Origin of the sequence: Pseudomonas moorei (assembly GCF_042846945.1) — a bacterium.
Lineage (GTDB): Bacteria > Pseudomonadota > Gammaproteobacteria > Pseudomonadales > Pseudomonadaceae > Aquipseudomonas > Aquipseudomonas moorei.
Window position 1 is genome coordinate 2366067 of the sequence record NZ_AP035776.1, and the last position, 24306, is coordinate 2390372.

25 protein-coding genes, 1 tRNA gene and 1 pseudogene are annotated in these 24306 nt (G+C 58.7%); 20 read left to right on the forward strand and 7 right to left on the reverse strand.

What is annotated here, in order from left to right:
- The first annotated feature begins 90 nt into the window (after positions 1–90).
- Entirely contained in the window at positions 91–1266 is a 1176-nt protein-coding gene (locus ACGJAX_RS10935; RefSeq protein WP_390958860.1) for an acetylornithine transaminase, read from the forward strand.
- Positions 1267–1272: 6 nt separating this feature from the next.
- On the opposite strand, the gene ACGJAX_RS10940 is transcribed toward ACGJAX_RS10935, so the two are convergent.
- Both ACGJAX_RS10940 and ACGJAX_RS10945 read right to left on the reverse strand, forming a co-directional pair.
- Positions 1273–1803 (reverse strand): adenylate kinase, encoded by a 531-nt coding sequence (locus ACGJAX_RS10940; RefSeq protein WP_390958862.1) that lies wholly within the window; start codon positions 1801–1803, stop codon positions 1273–1275.
- A gap of 168 nt (positions 1804–1971) precedes the next feature.
- Positions 1972–3893: pseudogene (locus ACGJAX_RS10945) on the reverse strand (alkaline phosphatase family protein).
- 218 nt (positions 3894–4111) lie between these two features.
- Between ACGJAX_RS10945 and ACGJAX_RS10950 the strand changes: the two are divergent.
- Together ACGJAX_RS10950 and ACGJAX_RS10955 are read left to right on the forward strand one after the other, a co-directional pair.
- Positions 4112–4567, forward strand: coding sequence for a hypothetical protein (locus ACGJAX_RS10950; RefSeq protein WP_390958864.1), 456 nt, complete (start codon positions 4112–4114; stop codon positions 4565–4567).
- Positions 4568–4682: 115 nt separating this feature from the next.
- Positions 4683–5024 (forward strand): potassium channel family protein, encoded by a 342-nt coding sequence (locus tag ACGJAX_RS10955; protein ID WP_090316451.1) that lies wholly within the window; start codon positions 4683–4685, stop codon positions 5022–5024.
- A gap of 183 nt (positions 5025–5207) precedes the next feature.
- Here the strand turns inward: ACGJAX_RS10955 and ACGJAX_RS10960 are convergent, their stop codons facing one another.
- The gene (locus ACGJAX_RS10960) at positions 5208–5519 is read right to left on the reverse strand and encodes a DUF3077 domain-containing protein (protein ID WP_090316454.1); all 312 of its coding nucleotides are present in this window, start codon (positions 5517–5519) and stop codon (positions 5208–5210) included.
- A 695-nt stretch (positions 5520–6214) separates the two neighbouring features.
- On the opposite strand from ACGJAX_RS10960, the gene ACGJAX_RS10965 reads away from it, so the two are divergent.
- The gene (locus ACGJAX_RS10965; RefSeq protein WP_390958866.1) at positions 6215–7351 is read left to right on the forward strand and encodes an ImmA/IrrE family metallo-endopeptidase; all 1137 of its coding nucleotides are present in this window, start codon (positions 6215–6217) and stop codon (positions 7349–7351) included.
- Positions 7348–7845, forward strand: a complete 498-nt coding sequence (locus tag ACGJAX_RS10970; RefSeq protein WP_390958868.1) for a DUF4411 family protein — start codon at positions 7348–7350, stop codon at positions 7843–7845. Before ACGJAX_RS10965 ends, ACGJAX_RS10970 begins: the two co-directional genes overlap by 4 nt.
- An 82-nt stretch (positions 7846–7927) precedes the next feature.
- On the opposite strand, the gene ACGJAX_RS10975 is transcribed toward ACGJAX_RS10970, so the two are convergent.
- The 3 genes from ACGJAX_RS10975 to ACGJAX_RS10985 form a co-directional block, all read right to left on the reverse strand.
- Complete coding sequence (locus ACGJAX_RS10975; protein WP_390958870.1) at positions 7928–8932, reverse strand: RHS repeat-associated core domain-containing protein; 1005 nt, start codon at positions 8930–8932, stop codon at positions 7928–7930.
- A gap of 148 nt (positions 8933–9080) precedes the next feature.
- Positions 9081–9410: a hypothetical protein gene (locus ACGJAX_RS10980; protein WP_390958872.1), complete on the reverse strand. Its 330-nt coding sequence runs from the start codon at positions 9408–9410 to the stop codon at positions 9081–9083.
- 150 nt (positions 9411–9560) lie between these two features.
- Positions 9561–9645, reverse strand: a tRNA-Leu gene (locus ACGJAX_RS10985).
- Positions 9646–9753: 108 nt separating this feature from the next.
- On the opposite strand from ACGJAX_RS10985, the gene queA reads away from it, so the two are divergent.
- The 6 genes from queA to ACGJAX_RS11015 all read left to right on the forward strand — a co-directional run bounded on the left by queA (position 9754) and on the right by ACGJAX_RS11015 (position 15857).
- Complete coding sequence (queA, locus tag ACGJAX_RS10990) at positions 9754–10818, forward strand: tRNA preQ1(34) S-adenosylmethionine ribosyltransferase-isomerase QueA (RefSeq protein WP_247255930.1); 1065 nt, start codon at positions 9754–9756, stop codon at positions 10816–10818.
- Between the two features lie 14 nt (positions 10819–10832).
- Positions 10833–11948, forward strand: coding sequence for a tRNA guanosine(34) transglycosylase Tgt (gene tgt / locus ACGJAX_RS10995; RefSeq protein WP_162493924.1), 1116 nt, complete (start codon positions 10833–10835; stop codon positions 11946–11948).
- A 43-nt stretch (positions 11949–11991) separates the two neighbouring features.
- Positions 11992–12330, forward strand: coding sequence for a preprotein translocase subunit YajC (yajC, locus tag ACGJAX_RS11000; RefSeq protein WP_007916913.1), 339 nt, complete (start codon positions 11992–11994; stop codon positions 12328–12330).
- A 63-nt stretch (positions 12331–12393) separates the two neighbouring features.
- The gene (gene secD, locus ACGJAX_RS11005) at positions 12394–14262 is read left to right on the forward strand and encodes a protein translocase subunit SecD (protein ID WP_090316484.1); all 1869 of its coding nucleotides are present in this window, start codon (positions 12394–12396) and stop codon (positions 14260–14262) included.
- A 9-nt stretch (positions 14263–14271) separates the two neighbouring features.
- Positions 14272–15186, forward strand: a complete 915-nt coding sequence (secF, locus tag ACGJAX_RS11010) for a protein translocase subunit SecF (RefSeq protein ID WP_390958875.1) — start codon at positions 14272–14274, stop codon at positions 15184–15186.
- 119 nt (positions 15187–15305) lie between these two features.
- On the forward strand, positions 15306–15857 hold the full coding sequence (locus ACGJAX_RS11015) for a glycine zipper 2TM domain-containing protein (RefSeq protein WP_090316491.1): 552 nt from the start codon (positions 15306–15308) through the stop codon (positions 15855–15857).
- Between the two features lie 259 nt (positions 15858–16116).
- Here the strand turns inward: ACGJAX_RS11015 and suhB are convergent, their stop codons facing one another.
- On the reverse strand, positions 16117–16935 hold the full coding sequence (suhB, locus tag ACGJAX_RS11020) for an inositol-phosphate phosphatase (RefSeq protein WP_007941397.1): 819 nt from the start codon (positions 16933–16935) through the stop codon (positions 16117–16119).
- Positions 16936–17081: 146 nt separating this feature from the next.
- On the opposite strand from suhB, the gene trmJ reads away from it, so the two are divergent.
- The 9 genes from trmJ to fdx all read left to right on the forward strand — a co-directional run bounded on the left by trmJ (position 17082) and on the right by fdx (position 24293).
- Positions 17082–17852, forward strand: coding sequence for a tRNA (cytosine(32)/uridine(32)-2'-O)-methyltransferase TrmJ (gene trmJ / locus ACGJAX_RS11025; protein ID WP_390958877.1), 771 nt, complete (start codon positions 17082–17084; stop codon positions 17850–17852).
- A gap of 2 nt (positions 17853–17854) precedes the next feature.
- Positions 17855–18631: a serine O-acetyltransferase gene (cysE, locus tag ACGJAX_RS11030; RefSeq protein WP_090316500.1), complete on the forward strand. Its 777-nt coding sequence runs from the start codon at positions 17855–17857 to the stop codon at positions 18629–18631.
- A gap of 184 nt (positions 18632–18815) precedes the next feature.
- On the forward strand, positions 18816–19307 hold the full coding sequence (iscR, locus tag ACGJAX_RS11035; protein WP_390958879.1) for a Fe-S cluster assembly transcriptional regulator IscR: 492 nt from the start codon (positions 18816–18818) through the stop codon (positions 19305–19307).
- Between the two features lie 50 nt (positions 19308–19357).
- Positions 19358–20572 carry an IscS subfamily cysteine desulfurase gene (locus ACGJAX_RS11040; protein WP_090316503.1) on the forward strand — a complete coding sequence of 405 codons (1215 nt, stop codon included), beginning with the start codon at positions 19358–19360 and terminating at the stop codon, positions 20570–20572.
- Between the two features lie 188 nt (positions 20573–20760).
- Entirely contained in the window at positions 20761–21147 is a 387-nt protein-coding gene (gene iscU, locus ACGJAX_RS11045) for a Fe-S cluster assembly scaffold IscU (RefSeq protein ID WP_028620148.1), read from the forward strand.
- A 34-nt stretch (positions 21148–21181) separates the two neighbouring features.
- The gene (gene iscA, locus ACGJAX_RS11050; protein WP_003227904.1) at positions 21182–21505 is read left to right on the forward strand and encodes an iron-sulfur cluster assembly protein IscA; all 324 of its coding nucleotides are present in this window, start codon (positions 21182–21184) and stop codon (positions 21503–21505) included.
- An 8-nt stretch (positions 21506–21513) separates the two neighbouring features.
- Positions 21514–22035, forward strand: a complete 522-nt coding sequence (gene hscB / locus ACGJAX_RS11055; RefSeq protein ID WP_090316506.1) for a co-chaperone HscB — start codon at positions 21514–21516, stop codon at positions 22033–22035.
- 51 nt (positions 22036–22086) lie between these two features.
- The gene (hscA, locus tag ACGJAX_RS11060; RefSeq protein WP_247255928.1) at positions 22087–23949 is read left to right on the forward strand and encodes a Fe-S protein assembly chaperone HscA; all 1863 of its coding nucleotides are present in this window, start codon (positions 22087–22089) and stop codon (positions 23947–23949) included.
- Between the two features lie 2 nt (positions 23950–23951).
- Positions 23952–24293: an ISC system 2Fe-2S type ferredoxin gene (gene fdx, locus ACGJAX_RS11065; protein WP_090316512.1), complete on the forward strand. Its 342-nt coding sequence runs from the start codon at positions 23952–23954 to the stop codon at positions 24291–24293.
- Positions 24294–24306 lie beyond the last annotated feature (13 nt).

The window sequence follows — 24306 nt, forward strand, 5'->3', positions numbered from 1 at the left end:
AGCGGGAGCAAGCTCCCTCGCCACAGGTTATTGATTGCTCGCTCTATCTCTTAACTGAACAGTATTGCGACCACAGAGGGAGCTTTTGCCATGACCGCCGCCTGCCTGATGAGCACTTACCAACCCCTGGCCTTGAGTTTCACCAAGGGCCTTGGCACACGCCTGTGGGATCAGGCCGGTCGTGAGTACCTGGACGCGGTCGCTGGCGTGGCGGTGACCAACGTCGGCCACTCTCACCCGAAAATCGTCTCGGCCATCAGCGAACAGGCCGGTTTGCTGCTGCACACCTCGAACCTGTACAGCATCGATTGGCAGCAGCAACTGGCGCAAAAATTGACGCACCTGGCCGGCATGGAGCGGGCGTTTTTCAACAACTCCGGTGCCGAGGCCAACGAGACGGCGCTGAAAATCGCCCGGCTGCATGGCTGGCACAAAGGCATCGAGCAACCGTTGGTGGTGGTCATGGAGAACGCCTTTCATGGCCGGACCCTTGGCACCCTGTCTGCCAGCGACGGCCCGGCCGTGCGCCTGGGCTTCAACAAATTGCCGGGGGATTTCGTCAAGGTGCCGTTCGGCGATTTCAAGGCACTGGATCAGGTGCAACAGGCCCATGGCTCACGCATCGTCGCCATCCTGATGGAGCCGATCCAGGGCGAAAGCGGCGTGCAAGTGGCGCCACCGGGCTATCTCAAAGCCGTGCGCGAACTGTGCCAGCGGCGCGGGTGGTTGATGATGCTCGATGAAATCCAGACCGGCATCGGCCGCACCGGCCAGTGGTTCGCGTTCCAGCACGAAGGCATCGTGCCGGACGTCATGACCCTGGCCAAAGGCCTGGGCAATGGCATCCCGATTGGCGCTTGCCTGGCCCGGGGCAAGGCCGCCGAGCTCTTTACCCCCGGCAGCCACGGCAGCACCTTCGGTGGCAATCCCTTGGCGTGTCGGGTTGCGTGCACCGTGCTGGACATCATCGAAGAACAGCAACTGCGGGAAAACGCGCGGATACAGGGCGAACGCCTGCTCGAAAGGTTGCGCGCGGAACTGGCGGACCACCCGAACGTATTGGCGATTCGCGGCCAGGGCTTGATGATCGGCATCGAACTCAAGCAACCGATCCGCGACCTGTCCCTGATCGCCGCACGGGATCACGGCTTGCTGATCAACGTGACCCGCGGCCAGATCATCCGCCTGCTGCCGCCGCTGACGATTGATGAGCGGGAGGTGGAGATGATTGTCAGGGGGGTTGCTTTGTCGATAAAAGCTGCCTGAACCGGGCTATCGTGCAGGAGCCGCTAGTGGCGACTCCTGCAAAGGCGGAGTCTGTGTGGCGAAGTGGGTGATTTGCGCCCGATTCGCCAGCTGAATGCGCGAGCCAGTGAAACCCTCGAACAACCGCTGATGCGCAGCAAACCCACTGGACCCCTCACGTTGGCGATAGCTGCCGGCCCAGTCCAGCAAGGCGATCAGCAACGGGTCATTTTCGTCGCGCCCGGCCTCGCGCTGGCGAATGTTGGCCACGCAGTCCTCAACTTCAACACTCAACCAGATCAACGCCGTGGCGCGGGGCAGGAGTTCGCTGGCGATCCAGCCATAAACGCCTTCGATGACCCAGCGCTCTTCACTGGCCGCCACCCGTGTCATGGCCAACGCTTCGTTGCGGGGACGGGCGATGCTGTGTTCGTCAGAAATCCAGTGAAGGCGATCAAGGTCGGTGCATGGCACGTGCAACTGCTGCGCCAGCCGTTCAGCCAGCCAGCTCTTGCCGGAACCTGAGTTGCCGATGATCAGGGTTCGAGTGAGGTCCAATGGGCATCGCCTCCATAAGTGACACGATCCATTGTAGGAGCGAGCCTGCTCGCGATGGTCGTCAACGATAACGCGTGTGGCCTGGTTAAACACGGCGCACTTGGGTGCATCGCCAGCAGGCTGGCTCCTGCAGGTCTGCGGTCATGATCACGGGCGGCGGTCATCCCTTCATTCCTCAGCTTCGGGCGGCACCATGCGCGTCTTCGGCGCACCATTGGCGTTGTGCTGATAGATATCCTGCGGCTGCCCCTGGTCATTGAAAAACACCTGGCCGATCCCCGCCGAATTCCACAACCGTTCACCGGCCTCGGCATGCTCGGGGACGTGCGGCACGATGCGCAGGCGTCGACGTTTGGTCAGCCAGTTGAGCGGCGAGCGCGGCGAGTACAGCCAGCGGTTGAGGCGATCGAACCACTCGAGCAGGGCGCGGGGGAATTCGTTCTTGATGCCGCTGCTGGTGATCTGCCAGATATGCGGCCCGGCCTTGTGGTGTCGGATCAGCACTTCGTAGACGAAGGAATAATGCACATCCCCCGACAGCACCACGTAATTAGCCGGCGTACGTGAGTGTCGGAAAATGTTCAGGATCACCTGCGCCGCACCGCGATGGGCCATCCAGTTTTCCGCGTCCACCAGCAGTGGATAACCGCACCCACTGAACACCCGCTGCACGGTCTCGATCAGTTTCACGCCGAAGATCGGCGCAGGCGAAACGATGATCGCGCACGGGTGGTCGAGCAGTGCCTGTTGCAGTTCGCTCAAGGCTTCCCAGTCGAGCAGACCCGAAGGTTGCTTGAGGTTCATTTCGCTGCGCCAGCGCCGGGTGCGGGTGTCGATCACCACCATGGCCGGTTGGGTGGGCAGTACGTAGTGCCAGTTCTGAAACTTCAGCAATTGGTCGATCAAGTCATCTTGCACTGGGCTGTCGAGGTAACGGTCTTGCCCGGTGGCACTCAACAGCCGCGCTTTTTCCACGACGCCGCTGAAGGCATCCGGGTTGTTGCCCCAGCCCTGGCACAGCATGTAGGCCAGCAGGGCGTTGCCGATGATGCGCCTGGAAAACGGATGGCCGTAGGCCGTTTCCTCCCATTGCGCGGAAAGGTTCCAGTCATCGGTAATATCGTGGTGGTTGCAATCATCAGCGTCGGCAAGTGCGCCAGCGCCCGGGCGACCTGGCCGAGCCCGGCCTTGAAGCCATCGATGCGGGTTTGTTCCAGCGCATAACGTTGAGCCCTGTCCGGCGTCAGGGCCGGCGGCTGCGGGGCGATCAAGGTCCAGGGCGTCGGCGACCAGACCAGCACATACATGGCCATGACTTCGGCGAAGGTCACCAGATGGTTGTCGGCATTGCTGCTGGTGAAAATCGGCTTGCGCGCCCCGCCGAAAAATCGCTCGCGCAGAGTCTCGTTGCTCTCAAGCGCCGGTAACAAATCCGCACGGTGGTAGTAGCTGGCGGGATGCTCGTAGAGTTTGGCGCTGTCGCTGACCACGGCGCCTTCCAGGTGCTCGCCGAACAACCCCAGTCGCTCGATCAAGGCATGAATGGCCCGCAGCATCGGCCCGGCGACATCGTCGGCGTACACCTGATCGCCGCTCATCATCAACAGCGCCGGGCGCTCCCGGGCTTCATGGGGTTGCGCCAGCAAGGCATCGACACACAGCAAACCGTCGGCCGACGGGTGATGGGGCTTGCGGCAGGAGCCGTGCAGCAACTGATCGATGCGTGAGCGCAGAACGAAATTCGGACGCCGGGCATCGCCATACAACAGATGGGGCGCCCAGTCGGCGATGCCTGTTTGTGCGTCGTCGATCAGCAGGTCGTACTCGATCAACGTGTCCCAGGGGAGGGCGGTCTCCAGTGGCACGTCGATCAAATGCACGAAGGCCTGCGTGCCCACCTGGATGACCGTGCATTGCCCGGCATCCAGGCGAATATCGGCGATGCCCTGCACGCGCAGCGTCAACGCCAGCGTCCGCGAGCCCACCAGCCACATCACCAGCCGCGTCGGTTCCAGACGCCGTAACAACGGGCCGGCCAGGACCGGGGGCATTGAATGATGATCAGCAGGCAAAGGCAGAGTGGCAGACATCCGGGTTCAAGGCTCTAGGGTGCGCAGGCGGGCGATGATAGCGCAGGTCTTCGTGGCGACCTGTTAAGGCTTGTGAGCAGCCATCGCGGGTGGCGGCACATGAAATTCACCGGGCTTGGGATAAACAGTGGGTCATTTGAGTCAAAAGCACCGACTAGAGTGAACCTGCCACGCAATTTGCCAGCCTTCGAGAAGACCCTGACCACACGAGTAGACCTATGAAAAGGATCATCCTGCCAGCACTGGCCATGTTGATCGGGGCACAAACCCCGGCCTATGCCATCAACGACAAGTACCGCCAACAACTTGAGCAATCTGGCTGCACCCAGATGAGCGAGCTGGAAGGCTGCGATATCCACAAGTCTCAGGCGGAGAATGCCAAGGCCGGGTTCAGTAATCCACAAGCGCCAGCCGCGACGGACAGTGCAACCACACCCACTCCGTATGCCGGGCAATGGGTGGCCAAAAGCGATTCGGGGACGACCGTTGCCACCATTCGCATCGATGCCAAGGAGCAGGTCTGGGTCAATGGCAAACGGGTCAACGCCAAGCGCACCGATGGCACGCTGCAATTTCGTCAGGGCAAGATCACTTTCACGATTCAGGGTGATCGTCGGTTGACGGGGGGAGGACTACTGGACCGACAGCGATGCCGGGACCAAAGGGCCCATTGAAATCGAATAAGGGCAGGGAACGTCAACCCGGCTATAAGCCCCTTAGGGTTCGACCTTCAAAATCCTCTGCGTGTGCCAAGCTGATGGGGTGCTGACAACCCAGGAAACCTGTGCCATGAGCCTCTCTCACGCAGCCCACGTGCGTCATGAGTTTTACAAAACCGTCTGGTTCTACTTCCGGGTGGTCTGGCCGATCTTCTCCATCCTGATCTTCGTGATCGTGCTGTTCGGCCTGATCATCGGCTATCTGGAAGGCTGGAAACCGTTCGACGGCATCTACTTCGCCTTCGTGACCGGCCTGACCATCGGCTACGGCGACCTGGCGCCCAAACTGGCGGTGTCGCGGGTGTTGGCGATCATGCTGGGTTTCAACGGCGTGCTGATGACCGCGATCTTTGCCGCGATCAGCATTCGGGCGATTGAAGTGACCGTAAAGGCGATGGAGCACGGGGAGTAGGGCGTCGAAGCTGAGGCCAAACCATCGAAAGCCCCGAATAAAGTCGGGGCTGATCCCCACCCCCGCCATCACAAAAAAAACCTGTGGGAGCTGGCTTGCCAGCGATGAGGCCATCCAATTCAACAGAGAAGTTGACTGACAGACCGCCATCGCCAGCAAGCTTGCCCCCACAACGCTCAACCACTACCCCCCAGACTTGGCCCCCGCCCGCTTCGGCATGGACACCGAAGTCCGATCCCGTGTCAGAACCTTCACCGCATCATCCACCACCGCCTTGCTCATCGCCGTCAAATAATGCGCCGCCCAGGCCTGATAGTCCGTGTCCTTGGCATACGCCGCGTCCTGGGTCAGCGCCTTGGCCAGAAACAGAAAATCGGAAGCCATGGCCAATGCATCGCCGAGGGGAACGTCGCGTGTGACATGGAACAGCGCTTGGTCCGCGCAGTAGAGGGCGGGGGTCAGGCCGATGGTTTTGAGTTCGGGTTGGTGGGTCATTGGCCACCTCCGATGAGGGAGAGTTGGTGGGGGAGGGTGTTGCGGGATTGGGGGTTGTTTAGAGGGGAAAGCCAAATTTCAAACGGATTGATACTGCTCATTATCCAACTCCTTGATATGAGGAGCTGCCACGTTCGTTTCCACACGAATGGGTGACAGCTGTGCGCGGGGTGGAAAACCGGGAATCAAGGAAACCGGCACGCCCGAAGACGTCCCACGCACAGCCGCCATAACTCACGCCGCAGGCATAAAAAAAAGCGCCGGCAGACGTGATGGGGGCGCTGTTGCGCCTTGAATTACACAGGTTTCCACACCCGGTCGCTGAATTGGCAGCGACGGTGGGGAGGGTATCGTGCAGATCGTTTCGCTGCAACCGTCGAGAGCGTGGGTTGATGATGTGGCCAGTCTTTGGGATATCCGCGAAATGAAGGCGAGGCGGCGCTCTGGAAAAAGGGCAATGCCACCTGTCCGCGGGTTACATATTTGCGCTTCGGGTCGTTGCGGATTTACCCCATAATCGCGCGCTCCTACCGTTGGCAGCTCTGCTTATCGACTAATCTGTAGTCGCTGCCACCAGACCTCAAAAAGCCAAGGAGAAAGGCAATGCCAGATAGCTGCAACCAGCGCCAATCGAATGCATCCGCCAGGCATGCCCTCGAACGGTTGCCGGTCACGTCTGATTTGCCTGCGACCCTATGAGTCAAGCCGCCTTCGTCAATCCAAGCCTGCTCACCTGGTCTCGGGAGCGCGCAGGTCTGTCCACTGAGCAGGTTGCTAAAAAACTGCCAGTGAAACCTGATCGCGTACAGGCCTGGGAGGCTGGCGAGACCAAACCAACATTCCTTCAGGCTCAAAAGTGGGCGAGTGTCGCGCACATTCCTTTCGGATTCCTGTTTCTACAGCAGCCTCCCGTCGAACAACTGCCTTTACCGGATCTACGGACCGTCGGCGGGATTGCACCTCAACGTCCCAGTCTGGAACTGCTGGATACCATGAGAGATGCCATACGCAAGCAGGATTGGTATCTGGAGTATCTGCAGCATCAGGAGCATCAGCCGCTGGCTTTTGTCGGTCGCTTCAATAGCCGATCTCAGGTCGCAGAGGTGGTGGACGATATACGCCGAACCCTCGTCGTGAACCCTGACATTGCCCGATTGGATTACGACAAATACAGCCGTGCCTTGATCGACGCTGCTGAAGCGGTGGGCATTTTGGTTATGCGCAGTGGCGTTGCGCTAGGGAACACTCACCGCAAACTGGAAGTGAGCGAGTTTCGCGGTTTTGCCATCAGCAATGCCTACGCCCCTGTTGTATTTATCAACAGCTCCGACGCTCCCACCGCGAGGCTGTTCACCTTACTTCACGAACTGGCCCATATCTGGATTGGAAGCAGTGGAGTGTCTGACGGAAATACCGCTAATGGTCGAGACGAGGAACGTTTCTGCAATGCCGTTGCAGGCGAGTTTCTGGCTCCCGAAGCCCAATTCCGTGCCCTGTGGAACCCTGATATTCACTGGGAAGACAACCTGGCTCCGCTGGCCACACGGTTTCACATCAGCAAGTTAGCCATCGGACGCCGCGCACTGGATCTTGGATATATAAACCAGGCGCATTACAGCGCTTACTATCGAATGATCCTCAAGGCTTTCCAGGATGAAAAAGGTGGAGCGGGTGACTATTACCGTAACGCCACCGCGAAAAACAGCCCTCGCCTAAGCAAGGCCGTGCTGACAGAAGCAATGAGTGGCCGGATGCTGCTGCGCGAGGCGGGGCACTTGCTCGGCGTGCAACCCGCCAAATTAAGGACTCTCGCCAGCAAGATCACGGAATGAATCATTTACTCGACGCAAACACACTGATCGAAGCGAAGAACCGTTACTACGGCATGGCCATCTGTCCTGGATTTTGGCAGTGGTTATTGCTGAAAAATAAAGCAATGGCTTTAGCCAGCATTGCACCGGTGATGGATGAGTTAACAAAAGGCCATGATGATCTGGCTGGTTGGGCGAAGGACAACTCTAATTTCTTTCACTCCACCACCGATCAGGATACCCAACTGGCATTCGCGCAAGTTGCGGAGCTCGTGGCTGATCAAGCGCCCAAGATGAAAACAGGCGCAATGGATGAATTTCTAGCGGGTGCTGACCCTTGGTTAATTGCGAAAGCCATGACGTCAGGGGCTACAGTCGTGACCCATGAAGTGCTGAACCGCGACGCTAAACGAAAATTCATCATTCCCAATATTTGTCAGGAACTTGATGTTCCTTTTTTGAATACGTTTGAATTGTTGCATAGGCTTGAAGCGAGGTTTGTGTTGCCGGCTTGAAGTCAGTGTATTGTTAAAGTCGTTTGGGCTTGGGACTTTTAGTAGGGTGAAGGGAGCGAATGCGTTCCATTTTTTTGGATGATTAAACCTTCATGCGGATTAATTGAACAATAGGTTGCAGTCTGGGGGCGGTGGGTAGGAGCACGTCCCAGCTGTCAGGAGGAGCGTAGTTACGAATAGGGGGTGAAACTGGCCTGTTAACGACAGGCTGTACTGAGCGCGGCCTGAGTTGAATGTCCCACCTGTCAGGACCTGCATCGTTAAAAATAGGTGCTATGCCGGTTCTATTCTGAGTTGTAGAAGTCTTATTGGTGTCCATTTTTTTATGCGCAAGCGTGCTTAGATTCTTGTAGGTGTCGGGTGTTCTGGCGGGGCTTTTTTTTGTCGCAAGGACGTTTGTTTGTTGTGTGTTTGGAGGGCTAGGCAGTGTTGTTTTGTTTACTGTTTTTATTGCTTTGGTTTTTTCTATACTACCTAGACTTTTCTTAACTCTGGATAAAGCGTTGGATACATTTGATTGTACGAAAATTCTACGCGAGATAAGAAAAAGCTTCACTTTGCCCGACGGATCTGCGTAATTGATTGGATCATTTTCGCAATAGGCATAAGCATTAAAGCCACCCTCTCCGAGCGGGCTTAAATGATCCGGACTGTTAAATCGCATCAGAACTGGACTAAACGCCCGATATCCGTTCCCCAACAAATAATTTCCCGTCAGCGGATCCCGGCGCTCACCATTAAAGCCAAGTATGCTGAGTAGCCAACTTGTAAAGAGGCTATAACCATAAGGCAAGTAGGCGATAGGTTGTGGTTGATGATTGGTCTTGAGCGTCTGCAATACCGAGCGTTGTTGATCGCTGGCCAGAAGTATGGTGTGTGACACATCACCGTCACTCTGCAGCTGCGCCAACAATTGGTCGGCGTGTTGGACGATGGAATGGCTTATCTTCCCCTGTATCTCTGAGCTAAGGCGGTTTCTGCAGTAGAAGTGTTGGCGCTCTTGCTCGCCTGGCATCATGTTACCGACGAGCCGGTCGAGGGCATCATGGCGATATTGGCACAGCAGGGTTTCGTATCTGGCAGTCATGGGGTGAACACCTCGGAAATCCCAAGTGAAGGCGTTCATTATTGAATGACTAGCGAGGTAGGGGTACTAGCAGAACTGATAGGTCTATTGATCTCAAGCAGCAGGTTGGCAACTGCAATGCGAAATGTCTCGACAGCGGATGCTCATATCACTGGATATCTTTCAAATAGTCCTTTAATGCGATGAGCGGCGCATCAATCTGCTCCATCGTCTGGATACCTGCTAATTCAGCCGCCAGTCTCTGTAGTTCCCGCCCCAACGGCTTATCCACACCCCCAACCGCCTCCAACGCCAACCCCACACATTCATCCACCTTCGCCTGAATCGCCTCAACATCCCCACGACGCACCAGCAACTCAAACACGTCCCGCTGGTAGTCACCCATGACCAGATCGTCACGCAGAATCGGGCTTGAATCTTCCGATTCGTAAGCCAGCTTGAGGGAGAAGAGGGCGACGGTTTCCAGGTGTAATTCCATGGGGGGAATCCTTGTGAAATGTTCCGGCGGCGCGGGTGGCATTGAAGGGCAGGATCAAAAGTATCGCTGGCAAGTCAGTTCCCACAGGCGCGGGGTGGCTTTTCTGCAGGCGAAAAAAAAGGCCTTGCTAAGCAAGACCTTTCTTAATGTTGGTGCCCCGAGGGAGACTCGAACTCCCACTCCTTTCGAAAACGGATTTTGAATCCGCCGCGTCTACCAATTCCGCCATCAGGGCTCAATGGCGGCGAAGTATAGAGAGGTGATAACCGTCGGTCAATCAGGTACATGGAGAATTTTTGATAATTCCGCTAGACTTCCCGGCCCTGCTAGACGACACCCCATCATGCGCGTTGCTGACTTTACCTTCGAGCTCCCTGATTCGCTGATCGCCCGCCATCCTTTGGCCGAGCGTCGCAATAGTCGCCTGTTGACCCTGGATGGGGTCAGCGGCGCCCTGGCACACCGTCAATTCACTGATTTGCTGGAGCATTTGCGCCCCGGCGACTTGATGGTGTTCAACAATACCCGGGTGATTCCGGCGCGGCTGTTTGGCCAGAAGGCTTCCGGCGGCAAGCTGGAAATCCTGGTGGAGCGGGTGCTCGACAGTCACCGCGTGCTGGCCCATGTGCGCTCCAGCAAGTCGCCCAAGCCGGGGTCGAAGATCCTGATCGATGGCGGTGGCGAGGCCGAGATGCTGGCGCGTCACGATGCGTTGTTCGAGCTGGGGTTTGCCGAAGAAGTGTTGCCGCTGCTCGACCGTGTCGGGCACATGCCGCTGCCTCCTTATATAGACCGCCCGGATGAAGGCGCCGACCGTGAGCGCTATCAGACGGTGTACGCCGAGCGCCTGGGCGCGGTGGCGGCGCCGACGGCGGGGCTGCATTTCGATCAGCCGTTGCTGGAGGCGATTGCCGCCAAGGGCGTCGAGACTGCGTTCGTGACCTTGCACGTCGGCGCCGGCACCTTCCAGCCGGTGCGTGTCGACAAGATCGAAGACCACCACATGCACAGCGAATGGCTGGAAGTCGGCCAGGACGTGGTGGATGCGGTCGCCGCTTGCCGGGCTCGTGGTGGGCGCGTGGTGGCGGTGGGGACCACCAGCGTGCGTTCCCTGGAAAGTGCCGCGCGCGATGGCGTGCTCAAGCCGTTCAGCGGCGACACCGATATCTTTATCTACCCTGGGCGGCCGTTTCATGTGGTCGACGCCCTGGTCACCAATTTCCATTTGCCTGAATCCACGCTGTTGATGCTGGTTTCGGCGTTCGCCGGTTATCCCGAAACCATGGCGGCCTACAAGGCAGCCGTCGTTAACGGGTACCGCTTTTTCAGCTACGGTGATGCGATGTTCATCACGCGTAATCCTGCGCCGACTGCCCCTAAAGAATCGGGCCCAGAGGAAACAGTATGAGTCGCACCTGTCGTATGTCTTTCGAGTTGCTGGCCACCGATGGCAAGGCTCGTCGCGGTCGTTTGACCTTCCCGCGCGGTACCGTAGAGACCCCGGCCTTCATGCCGGTGGGCACGTACGGCACGGTCAAGGGCATGCTGCCACGGGATATCGAGGCGATCGGCGCCGAAATCATTCTGGGCAACACCTTCCACCTGTGGCTGCGCCCGGGCACGGAAGTGATCAAGAAGCACGGCGACCTGCACGATTTCATGCAGTGGAAAGGCCCGATCCTGACTGACTCCGGCGGATTCCAGGTGTTCAGCCTGGGCGCGATGCGCAAGATCAAGGAGGAGGGCGTGACCTTCGCTTCTCCGGTCGACGGCGCCAAGGTGTTCATGGGGCCGGAAGAGTCGATGCAGGTCCAGCGCGACCTGGGCTCGGACATCGTGATGATTTTCGACGAATGCACGCCGTACCCGGCCGACGAAGACGTCGCCCGCGTGTCCATGGAGTTGTCCCTGCGTTGGGCCAAGCGTTCGAAAGAAGCCCATGGCGACAACACGGCGGCGCTGTTCGGTATCGTTCAGGGCGGTATGCACCAGGACCTGCGCATGCGCTCCCTGGAGGGCCTGGACAAGATCGGCTTCGACGGCCTGGCCATCGGCGGCCTGTCGGTGGGCGAGCCCAAGCATGAAATGATCAAGGTGCTGGATTATCTGCCGGGCATGATGCCGGCTGACAAACCTCGTTACCTTATGGGCGTTGGCAAACCGGAAGATCTGGTTGAGGGTGTGCGCCGCGGTGTGGACATGTTCGATTGCGTGATGCCAACCCGTAATGCCCGCAATGGGCATCTGTTCATTGACACCGGCGTGCTGAAGATCCGTAACGCGTTCCATCGCCATGATGATTCGCCGCTCGATCCGACCTGCGATTGCTACACCTGCCAGAACTTCTCCCGCGCTTATCTGCATCACCTGGACAAGTGCGGCGAAATGCTGGGGAGCATGCTCAATACCATCCATAACTTGCGCCATTATCAAGTGCTTATGGCTGGTTTGCGTGAGGCTATTCAACAGGGTACATTGGCCGCCTTTGTCGATGCCTTCTACGCCAAACGCGGGTTACCTGTTCCGCCTTTGGACTGAGTTTTCTGACCCCAAGATTCAACATTTGCAACTGGAGTGCTAAATGAGCTTTTTTATCTCTAATGCCATGGCTGACGCTGCTGCACCGGCCGCTGCCGGCCCAATGGGTGGCGGTTTCGAGTGGATTTTCCTGGTCGGTTTCCTGGTCATCTTCTACCTGATGATCTGGCGTCCACAGGCCAAGCGCGCCAAAGAGCAGAAGAACCTGCTGAGCAGCCTGCAGAAAGGCGACGAAGTTGTGACCACCGGTGGTATCGCCGGCAAGATCACCAAAGTAGCTGACGATTTCGTCGTTCTGGAAGTTTCCGACACCGTCGAAATGAAGTTCCAGAAAGGCGCCATCGCCGCCACGCTGCCAAAAGGCACGCTCAAAGCGATCTAAGTTTCAACTTCTACTCAATCGACGGGGCGCGCAAGGCGCCCCGCGTCATAAGCGGGCGGCGTGATGCTGAACAAATACCCTCTGTGGAAATACATTCTGATCCTGGCGGTGCTGGCGGTCGGTCTGATTTATTCCGCTCCCAATCTGTATCCTGATGACCCGGCGATTCAAATCAGCGGCGCGAGCACGGCCCTGCAGGTCAATCAGGCTGATCTGGACCGTGTGAGCACAGCGCTCAAGGAGTCCGGGATCAACGTCAAGGCTGCGTCGCTGGCCGCCAATGGCAAGGGCGGTCTGATTCGCCTGGTCAAGGCGGAAGACCAGTTGCCTGCCAAGGATGTTGTGCGCAAGGCGTTGGGTGATGACTACGTCGTTGCACTGAACCTGGCACAGACCACCCCGCAATGGCTGCGCAGCCTCGGCGCGCACCCGATGAAGCTGGGTCTGGACTTGTCCGGTGGTGTGCACTTCCTGCTGGAAGTGGACATGGACAAAGCCCTCGATGCCCGCCTGAAAGTCTACGAAGGCGACGTCAAGAGCCTGTTGCGTAAAGAGAAACTGCGCTATCGCAGCCTGCCGCAACTGGGCGGTGCCATTCAGCTGGGCTTCTCCGATGAAGCGACCCGCGAACAGGCCCGTGCACTGGTACGCAAGAACTTTAACGATTTCGACATTGTTCCGGCCGACCTCAATGGTCAACCGGTGCTGCGTCTGGCGATGACCCCGGCCAAGCTGGCGGAAATCCGCGAATACTCCATCAAGCAGAACTTGACCACGGTACGTAACCGCGTCAACGAGCTGGGTGTTGCCGAACCGATCGTTCAGCGTCAAGGCGCCAACCGCATTGTGGTTGAGCTGCCGGGCGTGCAGGACACCGCAGAAGCCAAGCGTATCCTCGGCAAGACGGCCAACCTGGAGTTCCGTCTGGCAGCAGAGCCTGGTGCTTCGAAAGCCACTTCTGAAACCTTCGAGTTCCGTGAAGGCAAGCGTCCTCCAGCGCAGATCGAGCGTGGCCTGATCATCACCGGTGACCAGGTGACCGACGCCAAGGCTGGCTTCGGCGAGCACGGTACGCCGGAAGTGAACATCCGTCTGGACGGTCATGGCGGCGAGCTGATGAGCCGTGCGACCCGTTCGAACGTGGGTCGCAGCATGGCGGTGATCTTCATCGAGCAACGTCCGGTGACCACCTACGTCAAGCAAGTGGTCGACGGCGTCGAGAAAGACGTGCCGGTCCAGACGTTCAAGGAAGAGAAGAAGATCATCAGCCTGGCGACCATCCAGTCGCCGCTGGGTGCCCAGTTCCGTATCACCGGCCTGAATGGCCAGGGCGAGTCGTCCGAACTGGCGCTGCTGCTGCGTGCCGGTGGCCTGGCTGCACCGATGTACTTTGCTGAGGAGCGCACCATTGGCCCAAGCCTGGGTGCGGACAACATCACCAAGGGTATCGATGCATCGCTGTGGGGCATGCTGTTCGTTTCGCTGTTCATCATCGCCATCTACCGCTTCTTCGGCATCATCGCCACCGTCGCGCTGGGGGTGAACATGGTGCTGCTGCTGGCCCTGATGTCGCTGCTGGGTGCAACGCTGACCCTGCCGGGTATCGCCGGTATCGTGCTGACCATGGGTATGGCGGTCGACGCCAACGTACTGATCTTCTCGCGGATTCGTGAAGAGATCGCGGCCGGCATGACCGTGCAGCGGGCAATCAACGAAGGCTTCGGCCGGGCATTTACCGCGATTCTCGACGCCAACCTGACAACACTGTTGGTCGGCGGGATTCTCTTTGCCATGGGCACCGGCCCGGTCAAGGGCTTCGCAGTGACCATGTCCCTCGGGATCTTTACCTCGATGTTCACGGCCATCATGGTGACCCGCGCGATGGTCAACCTGATCTTCGGCGGTCGTGACTTCAAGAAGTTGTGGATTTAAGGGGCTGCCATGTTACGTACAATCAACTTCATGGGCGTTCGCAACTTTGCGTTCGGCGTCACATTGTTCCTCAGTGCGCTGGCCATTTTCAGCGTATTCCACAAGGGCATGAACTGGGGCCTGGACTTCACCGGCGGTACGCTCATCGAGCTGACCTACGAGCGTCCGGCCGACGTCACCAAGGTGCGTGAACAGCTGGCAACGGCCGGTTATCACGAAGCCATCGTGCAGAACTTCGGTGCAACGACCGATCTTCTGGTGCGTATGCCTGGCGAAGACCCGCAACTGGGTCACCAGGTGGCTGAAGCGCTGCAGAAAGTCGGCGGCGACAACCCGGCCAACGTCAAGCGCGTCGAGTTCGTCGGCCCGCAGGTGGGTGAAGAACTGCGCGACCAGGGCGGCCTCGGCATGCTGATGGCGCTGGGCGGCATCCTGATCTACCTGGCTTTCCGCTTTCAGTGGAAGTTTGCGGTGGGGGCGATCGTGTCCTTGATCCACGACGTGATCGTGACCATCGGTATCCTGTCGTTCTTCCAGATCACCTTCGATCTGACGGTGTTGGCGGCGGTTCTGGCGATCATCGGTTACTCGCTCAACGACACCATCGTGGTATTCGACCGGGTTCGCGAGAACTTCCGGGTACTGCGCAAGGCCAGCCTGATCGAGAACATCAACATCTCGACCACGCAAACCCTGCTGCGGACCATGGCGACCTCGATCTCCACCTTGCTGGCGATCGCGGCGCTGCTGTTCTTCGGTGGTGACAACCTGTTCGGCTTCTCCATCGCCCTGTTCATCGGTGTTCTGGCGGGTACCTACTCGTCGATCTACATCGCGAACGTGGTGCTGATCTGGCTGAACCTGAACTCCGAGGACTTGATTCCTCCGGCCGCTACCGAGAAGGAAATCGACGACCGTCCATAACGGCCATCGCTTTCCCGGTACCAGCCCCAAAAGGCGCGAGTTGAACTCGCGCCTTTTTTTGTGCTCCAAGGCTGGGAGAAGCGCGGACAGGTTCCGCATTTGATGGTCAGGAGGTTCATGTGAACAAGTCGATGCTGGTTGGTGCGGTACTGGGTGCTGTCGGTGTAACCGCCGGAGGTGCTTTGGCCACCTACAGCCTGGTTAAAAAAAGCGGTCCTGAGTTTGCTCAGGTTCTAGCTGTTGAGCCGGTCAAGACGCAAATCAAGACTCCACGTGAAGTATGCAAGGATGTAACAGTCACCCGGCAGGCGCCGGTGAAAGATCAACATCAGATCGCCGGTACGGTAGTTGGTGCATTGGCAGGCGGTCTGCTGGGTAACCAGATCGGCGGCGGCACCGGCAAGAAGATCGCCACGGTGGCGGGCGCTGTTGGTGGCGGTTACGCCGGCAACAAGGTTCAGGAGGGCATGCAAGAGCGTGACACCTACACCACGACCCAGACCCGTTGTAATACGGTGAATGACATCAGTGACAAGGTCGTAGGTTACGACGTGCGGTATTCCCTGGATGGCAAGGAAGGCAAGGTGCGCATGGATCGTGATCCGGGCAACCAGATTCCTGTGGATAAAGAAGGCAAGTTGATCTTGTCGCAGAATCAGCAGGGCCAATAAGCTCAGGTGTCAGATTTGAAAGGAAGCACCCTTCGGGGTGCTTTTTTTGTGCCCGCGATTCTTGGGTTGTCACGCATCCTTTGTAGGAGCGAGCTTGCTCGCGAAGAACTCAAAGACGCCGCGTTAATACTGAGCGCCCGCGTAATCGTTGGCGACCATCGCGAGCAAGCTCGCTCCTACAGGGGGGGGTGGTGTTTTTGAGGGCAAATTCCAGGCATAAAAAAAGCACCCCGAAAGGTGCTTTTCTGTCGCTGGACGCTTAGCGCTTCAGCGAGGCCGGCAGGTGCGGCTGGATCGCCGTCAGGACTGCCTTGAAGCATTTGGTGTTGCCGGCAACGACGTGGCCTTTTTCAAGGAAGTCGTGACCGCCGGTGAAGTCGCTCACCAGGCCGCCTGCTTCCTGAATCAGCAGGGCGCCTGCAGCCATGTCCCACTCGGACAGGCCCGACTCCCAGAACGCGTCGAAACGGCCGGCAGCCACGTAGGCCAGGTCCAGGCTCGCGGAGCCAGCGCGGCGGATGCCGGCAGTCTGGCCTACCAGGGCGCGGAACATGCCCAGGTAGTTGTCGAGGTTGTCCATCTGGTCGTCACGGAACGGGAAGCCGGTGCCCAGCAGGGCGCCGTCCAGGCTGGTGCGGCCGCTGACGCGCAGGCGACGGCCGTTCAGTTGGGCGCCGCGACCACGGCTGGCGGTGAATTCTTCCTGGCGAACCGGGTCCAGAACAACGGCGTGTTCCAGGCGACCGCGGTATTTGCAGGCGATGCTGACGGCGAAGTGAGGAATGCCGCGCAGGAAGTTGGTGGTGCCGTCCAGTGGGTCGATGATCCACAGGTACTCTTCACCTTCGATGCCGGTGCCGGCGTGCAGGCCGGTTTCTTCACCCATGATCGAGTGATTCGGGTAAGCCTTGCGCAGTGCGTCGATGATTTTCTGTTCGGCGGCGCGGTCCACCTCGGATACGTAATCCTTGGCGTCTTTTTCGTCGACCTTGATGGTATCCAGGCGCTCGATGGAGCGGAAGATCAATTCACTGGCGCTGCGGGCGGCGCGCAGCGCGATATTCAGCATGGGCTGCATGGATGTGTCACCTAAGGTTGTTAAAGAAAGCCGGGCATTCTATCAGAAACTTTCTACAGGTGAAGGACGACGTTCGCTTTCATGGCTTAACGGTAGGTTCAGCTGTAAGATTCCGCTCCTTAATTCAGTGTTCGAGAGCGCCTCCCTTGCTGCAAAACATTCGTGTCGTGCTGGTCAATACCAGTCATCCGGGCAATATCGGCGGGACTGCGCGTGCCATGAAGAACATGGGGCTGTCGCGGCTGGTGCTGGTTGAGCCACGGCTGTTCCCGCATCACGAGGCCGACGCCCGTGCCTCCGGTGCCGGTGACATCCTTGAAAAAGCGCAAGTCGTCGCCACTTTGGAAGAGGCTCTGGTCGGCTGCAATCTGGTGCTGGGCACCAGCGCCCGTGATCGTCGTATTCCCTGGCCGCTGCTCGATCCTCGCGAATGCGGTGCGAAAGTGGTCGAGGAAGCCGCGCAAGGCGCCGAGATCGCGCTGGTGTTCGGTCGTGAAGATTCCGGCCTGACCAACGAAGAGTTGCAGCGATGTCATTATCACGTGCACATCCCGTCAGGCCCTGAGTTCAGCTCGCTGAACCTTGGGGCGGCGGTGCAGGTGTTGAGTTATGAAGTGCGCATGTCCTGGCTGGCTGCGCAAGGTCAGCCGACCAAGGTCGAGAAGGAAGAAGTGGCATCGGTCAAAAGCGCTGAGCTGGCGACCATGGATGAGCTGGAACGATTCTATGAACACCTGGAGCAAACCCTGGTGGCCATCGAGTTTCTCGATCCGGAAAAGCCACGGCACTTGATGGCGCGCCTGCGCCGCTTGTACGGACGCAGCTCGGTCAGCCGGGCGGAAATGAATATTTTGCGTGGCATCCTCACGGAAACCCAAAAAGCGGCCCGTGGCGAGCTTCTGAAACGGAAGGAATAATGATGTTCGAGCGTTTGCGTGAAGATATCCAGAGTGTTTTCCATCGTGATCCGGCAGCGCGTAACGCTTTTGAAGTCCTGACCTGCTACCCGGGCATGCACGCTATCTGGATCCATCGTCTGTCTTCGGTGTTGTGGCGTGCGGACCTGAAATGGCTGGCGCGGCTGGTGTCGAACTTCGGTCGCTGGTTGACCGGAATCGAGATTCACCCGGGTGCCAAGGTGGGGCGTCGTTTCTTTATTGACCATGGCATGGGCATCGTGATCGGTGAAACGGCTGAAATCGGCGATGACGTGACCATTTATCAGGGCGTGACCCTGGGGGGCACCAGCTGGAACAAAGGCAAGCGTCATCCGACGCTGGGTGATGGTGTCGTTGTCGGTGCCGGCGCCAAGGTGCTTGGCCCGTTCACTGTGGGGGCGGGCGCCAAGGTCGGCTCCAACGCCGTGGTGACTAAGGCGGTTCCGCCGGGCGCCACGGTGGTGGGTATTCCGGGGCGGATCATCGTCAAGTCCGACGAAGAGCAAGACGCCAAGCGCAAGGCGATGGCCGAGAAGATCGGTTTCGATGCTTATGGCGTGACTGAAGACATGCCGGATCCGGTGGCTCGCGCGATCAATCAATTGCTCGACCATCTGCAAGCCGTTGACGGGCGGTTGGAGGGTATGTGCGGGGCGCTGAAGGACCTGGGCAGCAATTACTGTGCGAAAGATCTGCCTGAGCTGCGTGAAGAAGACTTCGCCTGTGTAAAGGACAAGGATCAGAGTCAGGTCGGCTGATTCCGGTACAGGTCGCAGATAGGCAATGGCACAGCGCTGAGCGGTGTGCCATTAGGCCGCAGACCCTGATATGATGCGCGCGCTGTTTTGCGGGTAAACCTGACTAAAGTACTAGGTCTTATAGTTGACTTAAATACTCGGGAATTGCATACTCGCCCCATTCCGAACTCCGTGGTAATTGTCCATGCGACTGACTACAAAAGGCCGATACGCCGTGACCGCCATGCTTGACCTGGCGTTGCACGCGCAGCACGGGCCCGTGTCCCTGGCCGATATCTCCGAGCGCCAAGGCATCTCCCTGTCCTACCTCGAACAGCTTTTTGCCAAATTGCGCCGCAGCAATCTGGTTTCCAGCGTCCGTGGTCCTGGCGGCGGCTACCAGCTGTCGCGCGACATGCAAGGGATCCAGGTCGCCCAGGTGATCGATGCGGTGAACGAATCGGTCGATGCCACCAAATGCCAAGGGCAGGGTGATTGCCATTCGGGCGATACCTGTCTGACTCACCACTTGTGGTGCGACCTGAGCCTGCAGATTCACGAATTTCTGAGCGGTATCAGCTTGGCTGACCTTGTCACTCGCCGTGAAGTGCAAGAAGTAGCCCAGCGCCAGGATCAACGCCGTTGCAACAGCAAGGCGCCACGCCTGGACAAGATTGAAGCGTCCGCCATCGAATGACAGCCAGAGAGCTAGCGGCACGCCAGCCAGCCTGATTTAGGAGATAGTCCATGAAATTGCCGATTTACCTTGATTACTCTGCGACTACCCCGGTTGATCCGCGTGTCGCGCAAAAAATGAGTGAATGCCTGCTGGTCGACGGAAACTTCGGTAACCCGGCGTCCCGTTCCCACGTGTTTGGCTGGAAAGCTGAAGAGTCCGTCGAAAACGCTCGTCGTCAGGTAGCCGACCTGGTCAACGCCGACCCGCGCGAAATCGTCTGGACCTCCGGTGCCACCGAATCCGACAACCTGGCAATCAAGGGTGCGGCGCATTTCTATGCCACCAAGGGCAAGCACCTGATCACCACCAAGATTGAGCACAAGGCTGTCCTCGACACCATGCGCCAACTGGAGCGTGAAGGTTTCGAAGTGACCTACATCGAGCCGCGCACCGACGGTCTGGTTACTCCAGAGATGATCGAAGCCGAGCTGCGTGACGACACCATCCTGGTTTCGGTCATGCACGTGAACAACGAAATCGGCACCATCAACGACATCGCCGCCATCGGCGAGCTGACCCGTTCCAAGGGTATCCTTTTCCACGTCGACGCCGCTCAGTCCACCGGCAAGGTCGAGATCGACCTGCAGAAGCTGAAAGTCGACCTGATGTCGTTCTCCGCTCACAAAACCTACGGCCCTAAAGGCATCGGCGCACTGTACGTGAGCCGCAAGCCGCGTGTTCGCATCGAAGCGACCATGCACGGCGGCGGTCACGAGCGCGGCATGCGTTCCGGTACCCTGGCGACCCACCAGATCGTCGGCATGGGCGAAGCTTTCCGTGTGGCCAAGGAAGACATGGCTGCCGAGAACGTGCGCATCAAGGCCTTGAGCGACCGTTTCTACAAGCAGGTCGAGCATCTGGAAGAGCTGTACGTCAACGGCAGCCTGACCGCCCGCGTTCCGCACAACCTGAACCTGAGCTTCAACTACGTTGAAGGCGAGTCGCTGATCATGGCGCTCAAGGATCTGGCGGTTTCGTCCGGTTCGGCTTGCACCTCGGCATCCCTTGAGCCTTCGTACGTGCTGCGCGCCCTGGGCCGCAACGACGAACTGGCTCACAGCTCGATCCGTTTCACCTTCGGCCGTTTCACCACTGAAGAAGAAATCGATTACGCCGCGCAGAAAGTCTGCGAGGCCGTTACCAAGCTGCGCGCACTGTCGCCGCTGTGGGACATGTACAAAGACGGTGTCGACATTTCGAAAATCGAGTGGGCGGCACACTAATTAAATCGCCGTTAGCAGACGCTGTAAAAACGTAGCGAGCGAAGGGAAGACAAGGAAAAAACAGGCGAGGACGCGGAGTTTACTGGTTGTAAATGAGCAGTCCGAGCCTGTTTTTGACGCAGGATTACCGAGCGCAGTAGTTTTTACAGGGTCTGAAGAGCGACTCTCTGATGAGTGAGGATTGAATCATGGCTTACAGCGAAAAGGTCATCGACCACTACGAAAACCCGCGCAACGTCGGCAAGATGGACGCGGAAGATCCTGATGTCGGCACCGGCATGGTCGGCGCTCCGGCGTGCGGCGACGTGATGCGCCTGCAGATCAAGGTCAACGAAGCCGGCATCATCGAAGATGCCAAGTTCAAGACCTACGGTTGCGGTTCGGCGATCGCTTCCAGCTCCCTCGCCACCGAGTGGATGAAGGGCAAGACCCTGGACGAAGCAGAAACCATCAAGAACACTCAGCTGGCTGAAGAACTGGCCCTGCCGCCAGTGAAAATTCACTGCTCCGTGCTCGCTGAAGACGCCATCAAGGCGGCCGTCCGTGACTACAAGCAGAAGAAAGGCTTGATCTGACTTTCAAGATTTGGCGACGAGTAAGGAGTCACCGATGGCTATCAGCATGACAGAAGCGGCTGCTCGACACGTGCGACGCTCCCTCGACGGGCGCGGCAAAGGTGAGGGGATTCGTCTGGGTGTTCGCACTACAGGCTGTTCCGGCCTTGCCTACGTGCTGGAGTTTGTCGACGAGGTGGTGGCAGAGGATCAGGTGTTCGAAAGTCACGGCGAGAAAGTGATCATCGACCCGAAAAGCCTGGCCTACCTGGACGGCACCGAGCTCGATTTCGTCAAGGAAGGGTTGAACGAAGGCTTCAAGTTCAACAATCCCAACGTGCGCGGTGAATGTGGCTGCGGCGAAAGCTTCAACATCTGAGGCTGCTCGTGGGTACTCCTTGTCATTTCGCATTATTCGAGCTGCAACCGAGTTTCGATCTGGATCTCGACCAGCTGGCTTCGCGCTACCGTGAGTTGGCGCGCGGCGTTCATCCGGACCGCTTTGCCGACGCTTCCGAGCGTGAGCAGCGGCTGGCGCTAGAGCAATCCGCGAGCCTCAACGAGGCCTACCAGACGCTCAAGAGCCCACCCAAGCGCGCGCGATACTTGCTCGCCTTGAATGGTGGCGAGTTGCCGCTGGAGGTCACGGTGCATGATCCGGAGTTTCTTCTGCAGCAGATGGCGTTGCGTGAAGAGCTCGAAGACCTGCAGGACAGTGCAGACCTGAATGGCGTTGCCGCCTTCAAGCGCCGCCTGAAGGCTGCCCAGGATGAGCTGAACCAAAGCTTCGCAGCTTGCTGGAACGATGCTGCGCGACGTGAACAGGCCGAACGCCTGATGCGGCGCATGCAGTTCCTCGACAAGCTCACCTACGAAGTGCGCCAGTTAGAAGAGCGCCTCGACGATTAACCCAGTGCCGCTCCGGTCGCACGCCTGATATACAGATAAGTCCTGATTACGATGGCCCTACTGCAGATCGCCGAACCCGGCCAAAGTCCTCAACCGCACCAGCGTCGTCTGGCTGTGGGGATTGACTTGGGCACTACCAATTCGCTGGTCGCTGCATTGCGCAGTGGTCTTTCCGAGCCCCTGGCTGACGCAGAAGGACGGGTCATCCTGCCTTCCGCCGTGCGCTATCACGCCGATCGCGTCGAAGTTGGCGAGTCGGCCAAGCTGGCTGCCGCCACCGATCCTTTGAACACCGTGCTGTCGGTCAAGCGCTTGATGGGTCGTGGTCTGTCCGACGTCAAGCAATTGGGCGACCAACTGCCGTACCGCTTCGTCGGCGGCGAATCGCACATGCCGTTCATCGACACGATCCAGGGCCCGAAAAGCCCGGTCGAAGTTTCCGCCGATATCCTCAAGGTCCTGCGCCAGCGTGCCGAAGCGACACTGGGTGGCGAGCTGGTCGGTGCGGTGATTACCGTTCCTGCCTATTTCGACGATGCTCAGCGTCAGGCGACCAAGGATGCGGCCAAGCTGGCCGGTCTGAATGTGCTGCGTTTGCTTAACGAGCCGACGGCTGCGGCGGTTGCCTACGGTCTGGACCAGCATGCTGAAGGCCTGGTTGCTATTTATGACCTGGGCGGCGGCACCTTCGATATTTCGATTCTGCGCCTGACCGGCGGTGTGTTCGAAGTCCTGGCGACCGGCGGCGACAGTGCCCTGGGCGGCGATGACTTCGATCACGCGATCGCTGGCTGGATCATCGAGAGCGCCGGTTTGTCTGCCGATCTCGATCCGGGTGCGCAACGCAATTTGCTGCAAACCGCCTGTGCGGCCAAGGAAGCGCTGACCAATGCCTCGTCCGTTGAGGTCGCTTATGGTGACTGGAACGCCGAGCTGACTCGTGAAGCCTTTAATGCGCTGATCGAGCCAATGGTCGCCCGCAGCCTCAAAGCCTGTCGTCGTGCCGTTCGTGATTCCGGCGTCGAGCTGGAAGAAGTGCACGCAGTAGTGATGGTTGGCGGTTCGACTCGCGTGCCGCGTGTTCGCGAAGCGGTCGCGGAGGCTTTCGGTCGTCAGCCGTTGACCGAAATCGATCCGGATCAAGTGGTGGCCATCGGTGCCGCGATCCAGGCCGATACCCTGGCCGGCAACAAGCGTGACGGCGATGAATTGCTGCTGCTTGACGTGATTCCGTTGTCCCTGGGGCTGGAAACCATGGGCGGCCTGATGGAGAAGGTGATTCCGCGCAACACCACCATTCCCGTCGCTCGCGCCCAGGACTTCACCACCTATAAAGACGGCCAGTCGGCCATGGCGATCCACGTGTTGCAGGGTGAGCGGGAGCTGATCAGTGACTGCCGCTCCCTGGCGCGCTTCGAATTGCGTGGTATCCCGGCAATGGTGGCCGGTGCCGCGAAAATTCGCGTGACGTTCCAGGTCGATGCCGACGGTCTGCTGAGTGTTTCCGCCCGCGAGCTGGGTTCGGGTGTCGAGGCCAGCATCCAGGTCAAGCCTTCCTACGGGCTGACCGACGGCGAAATCGCCAAGATGCTCAAGGATTCGTTCCAGCACGCCAACGACGACAAGGTCGCCCGCGTCCTGCGCGAGCAGCAGGTCGACGCGCAGCGTCTGATCGAAGCGGTGCAGGCGGCTCTGGAGGCTGATGGCGACCGTCTGCTCGATGCCGAAGAGCGCATGGTCATCGATGCGCAGGTGCAGGAATTGACCGAACTGATGAAAGGTACCGATGGCTATGCCATCGAGCAGCAGACCAAGCGTCTGTCGCAAGTGACCGATGCCTTTGCTGCCCGCCGCCTGGACTCGACGGTGAAAGCCGCGCTGGCGGGGCGCAACCTGAATGAGATTGAGGAATAACGATGCCGCAGGTCATTTTTCTGCCACACGAAAAGTTTTGTCCGGAAGGCATGGTTGTGGAGGCTGAGCCGGGTATTTCCATCCTTGAGCTGGCTCACGAACACCATATCGAAATGGAAAGCGCCTGCGGTGGCGTCTGCGCCTGCACCACTTGTCATTGCCTGATTCGTGAAGGCTTCGACTCGCTTGAAGAGGCCGATGAGCTGGAAGAGGACTACCTTGACAAGGCCTGGGGGCTGGAAGCTCAATCGCGTCTGGCCTGTCAGGCCCGAGTCGGGACTGAAGACCTGACCATCGAAATTCCGAAATACTCGCTCAACCATGCGGCCGAAGCGCCGCACTGATTCAAGGAAATGA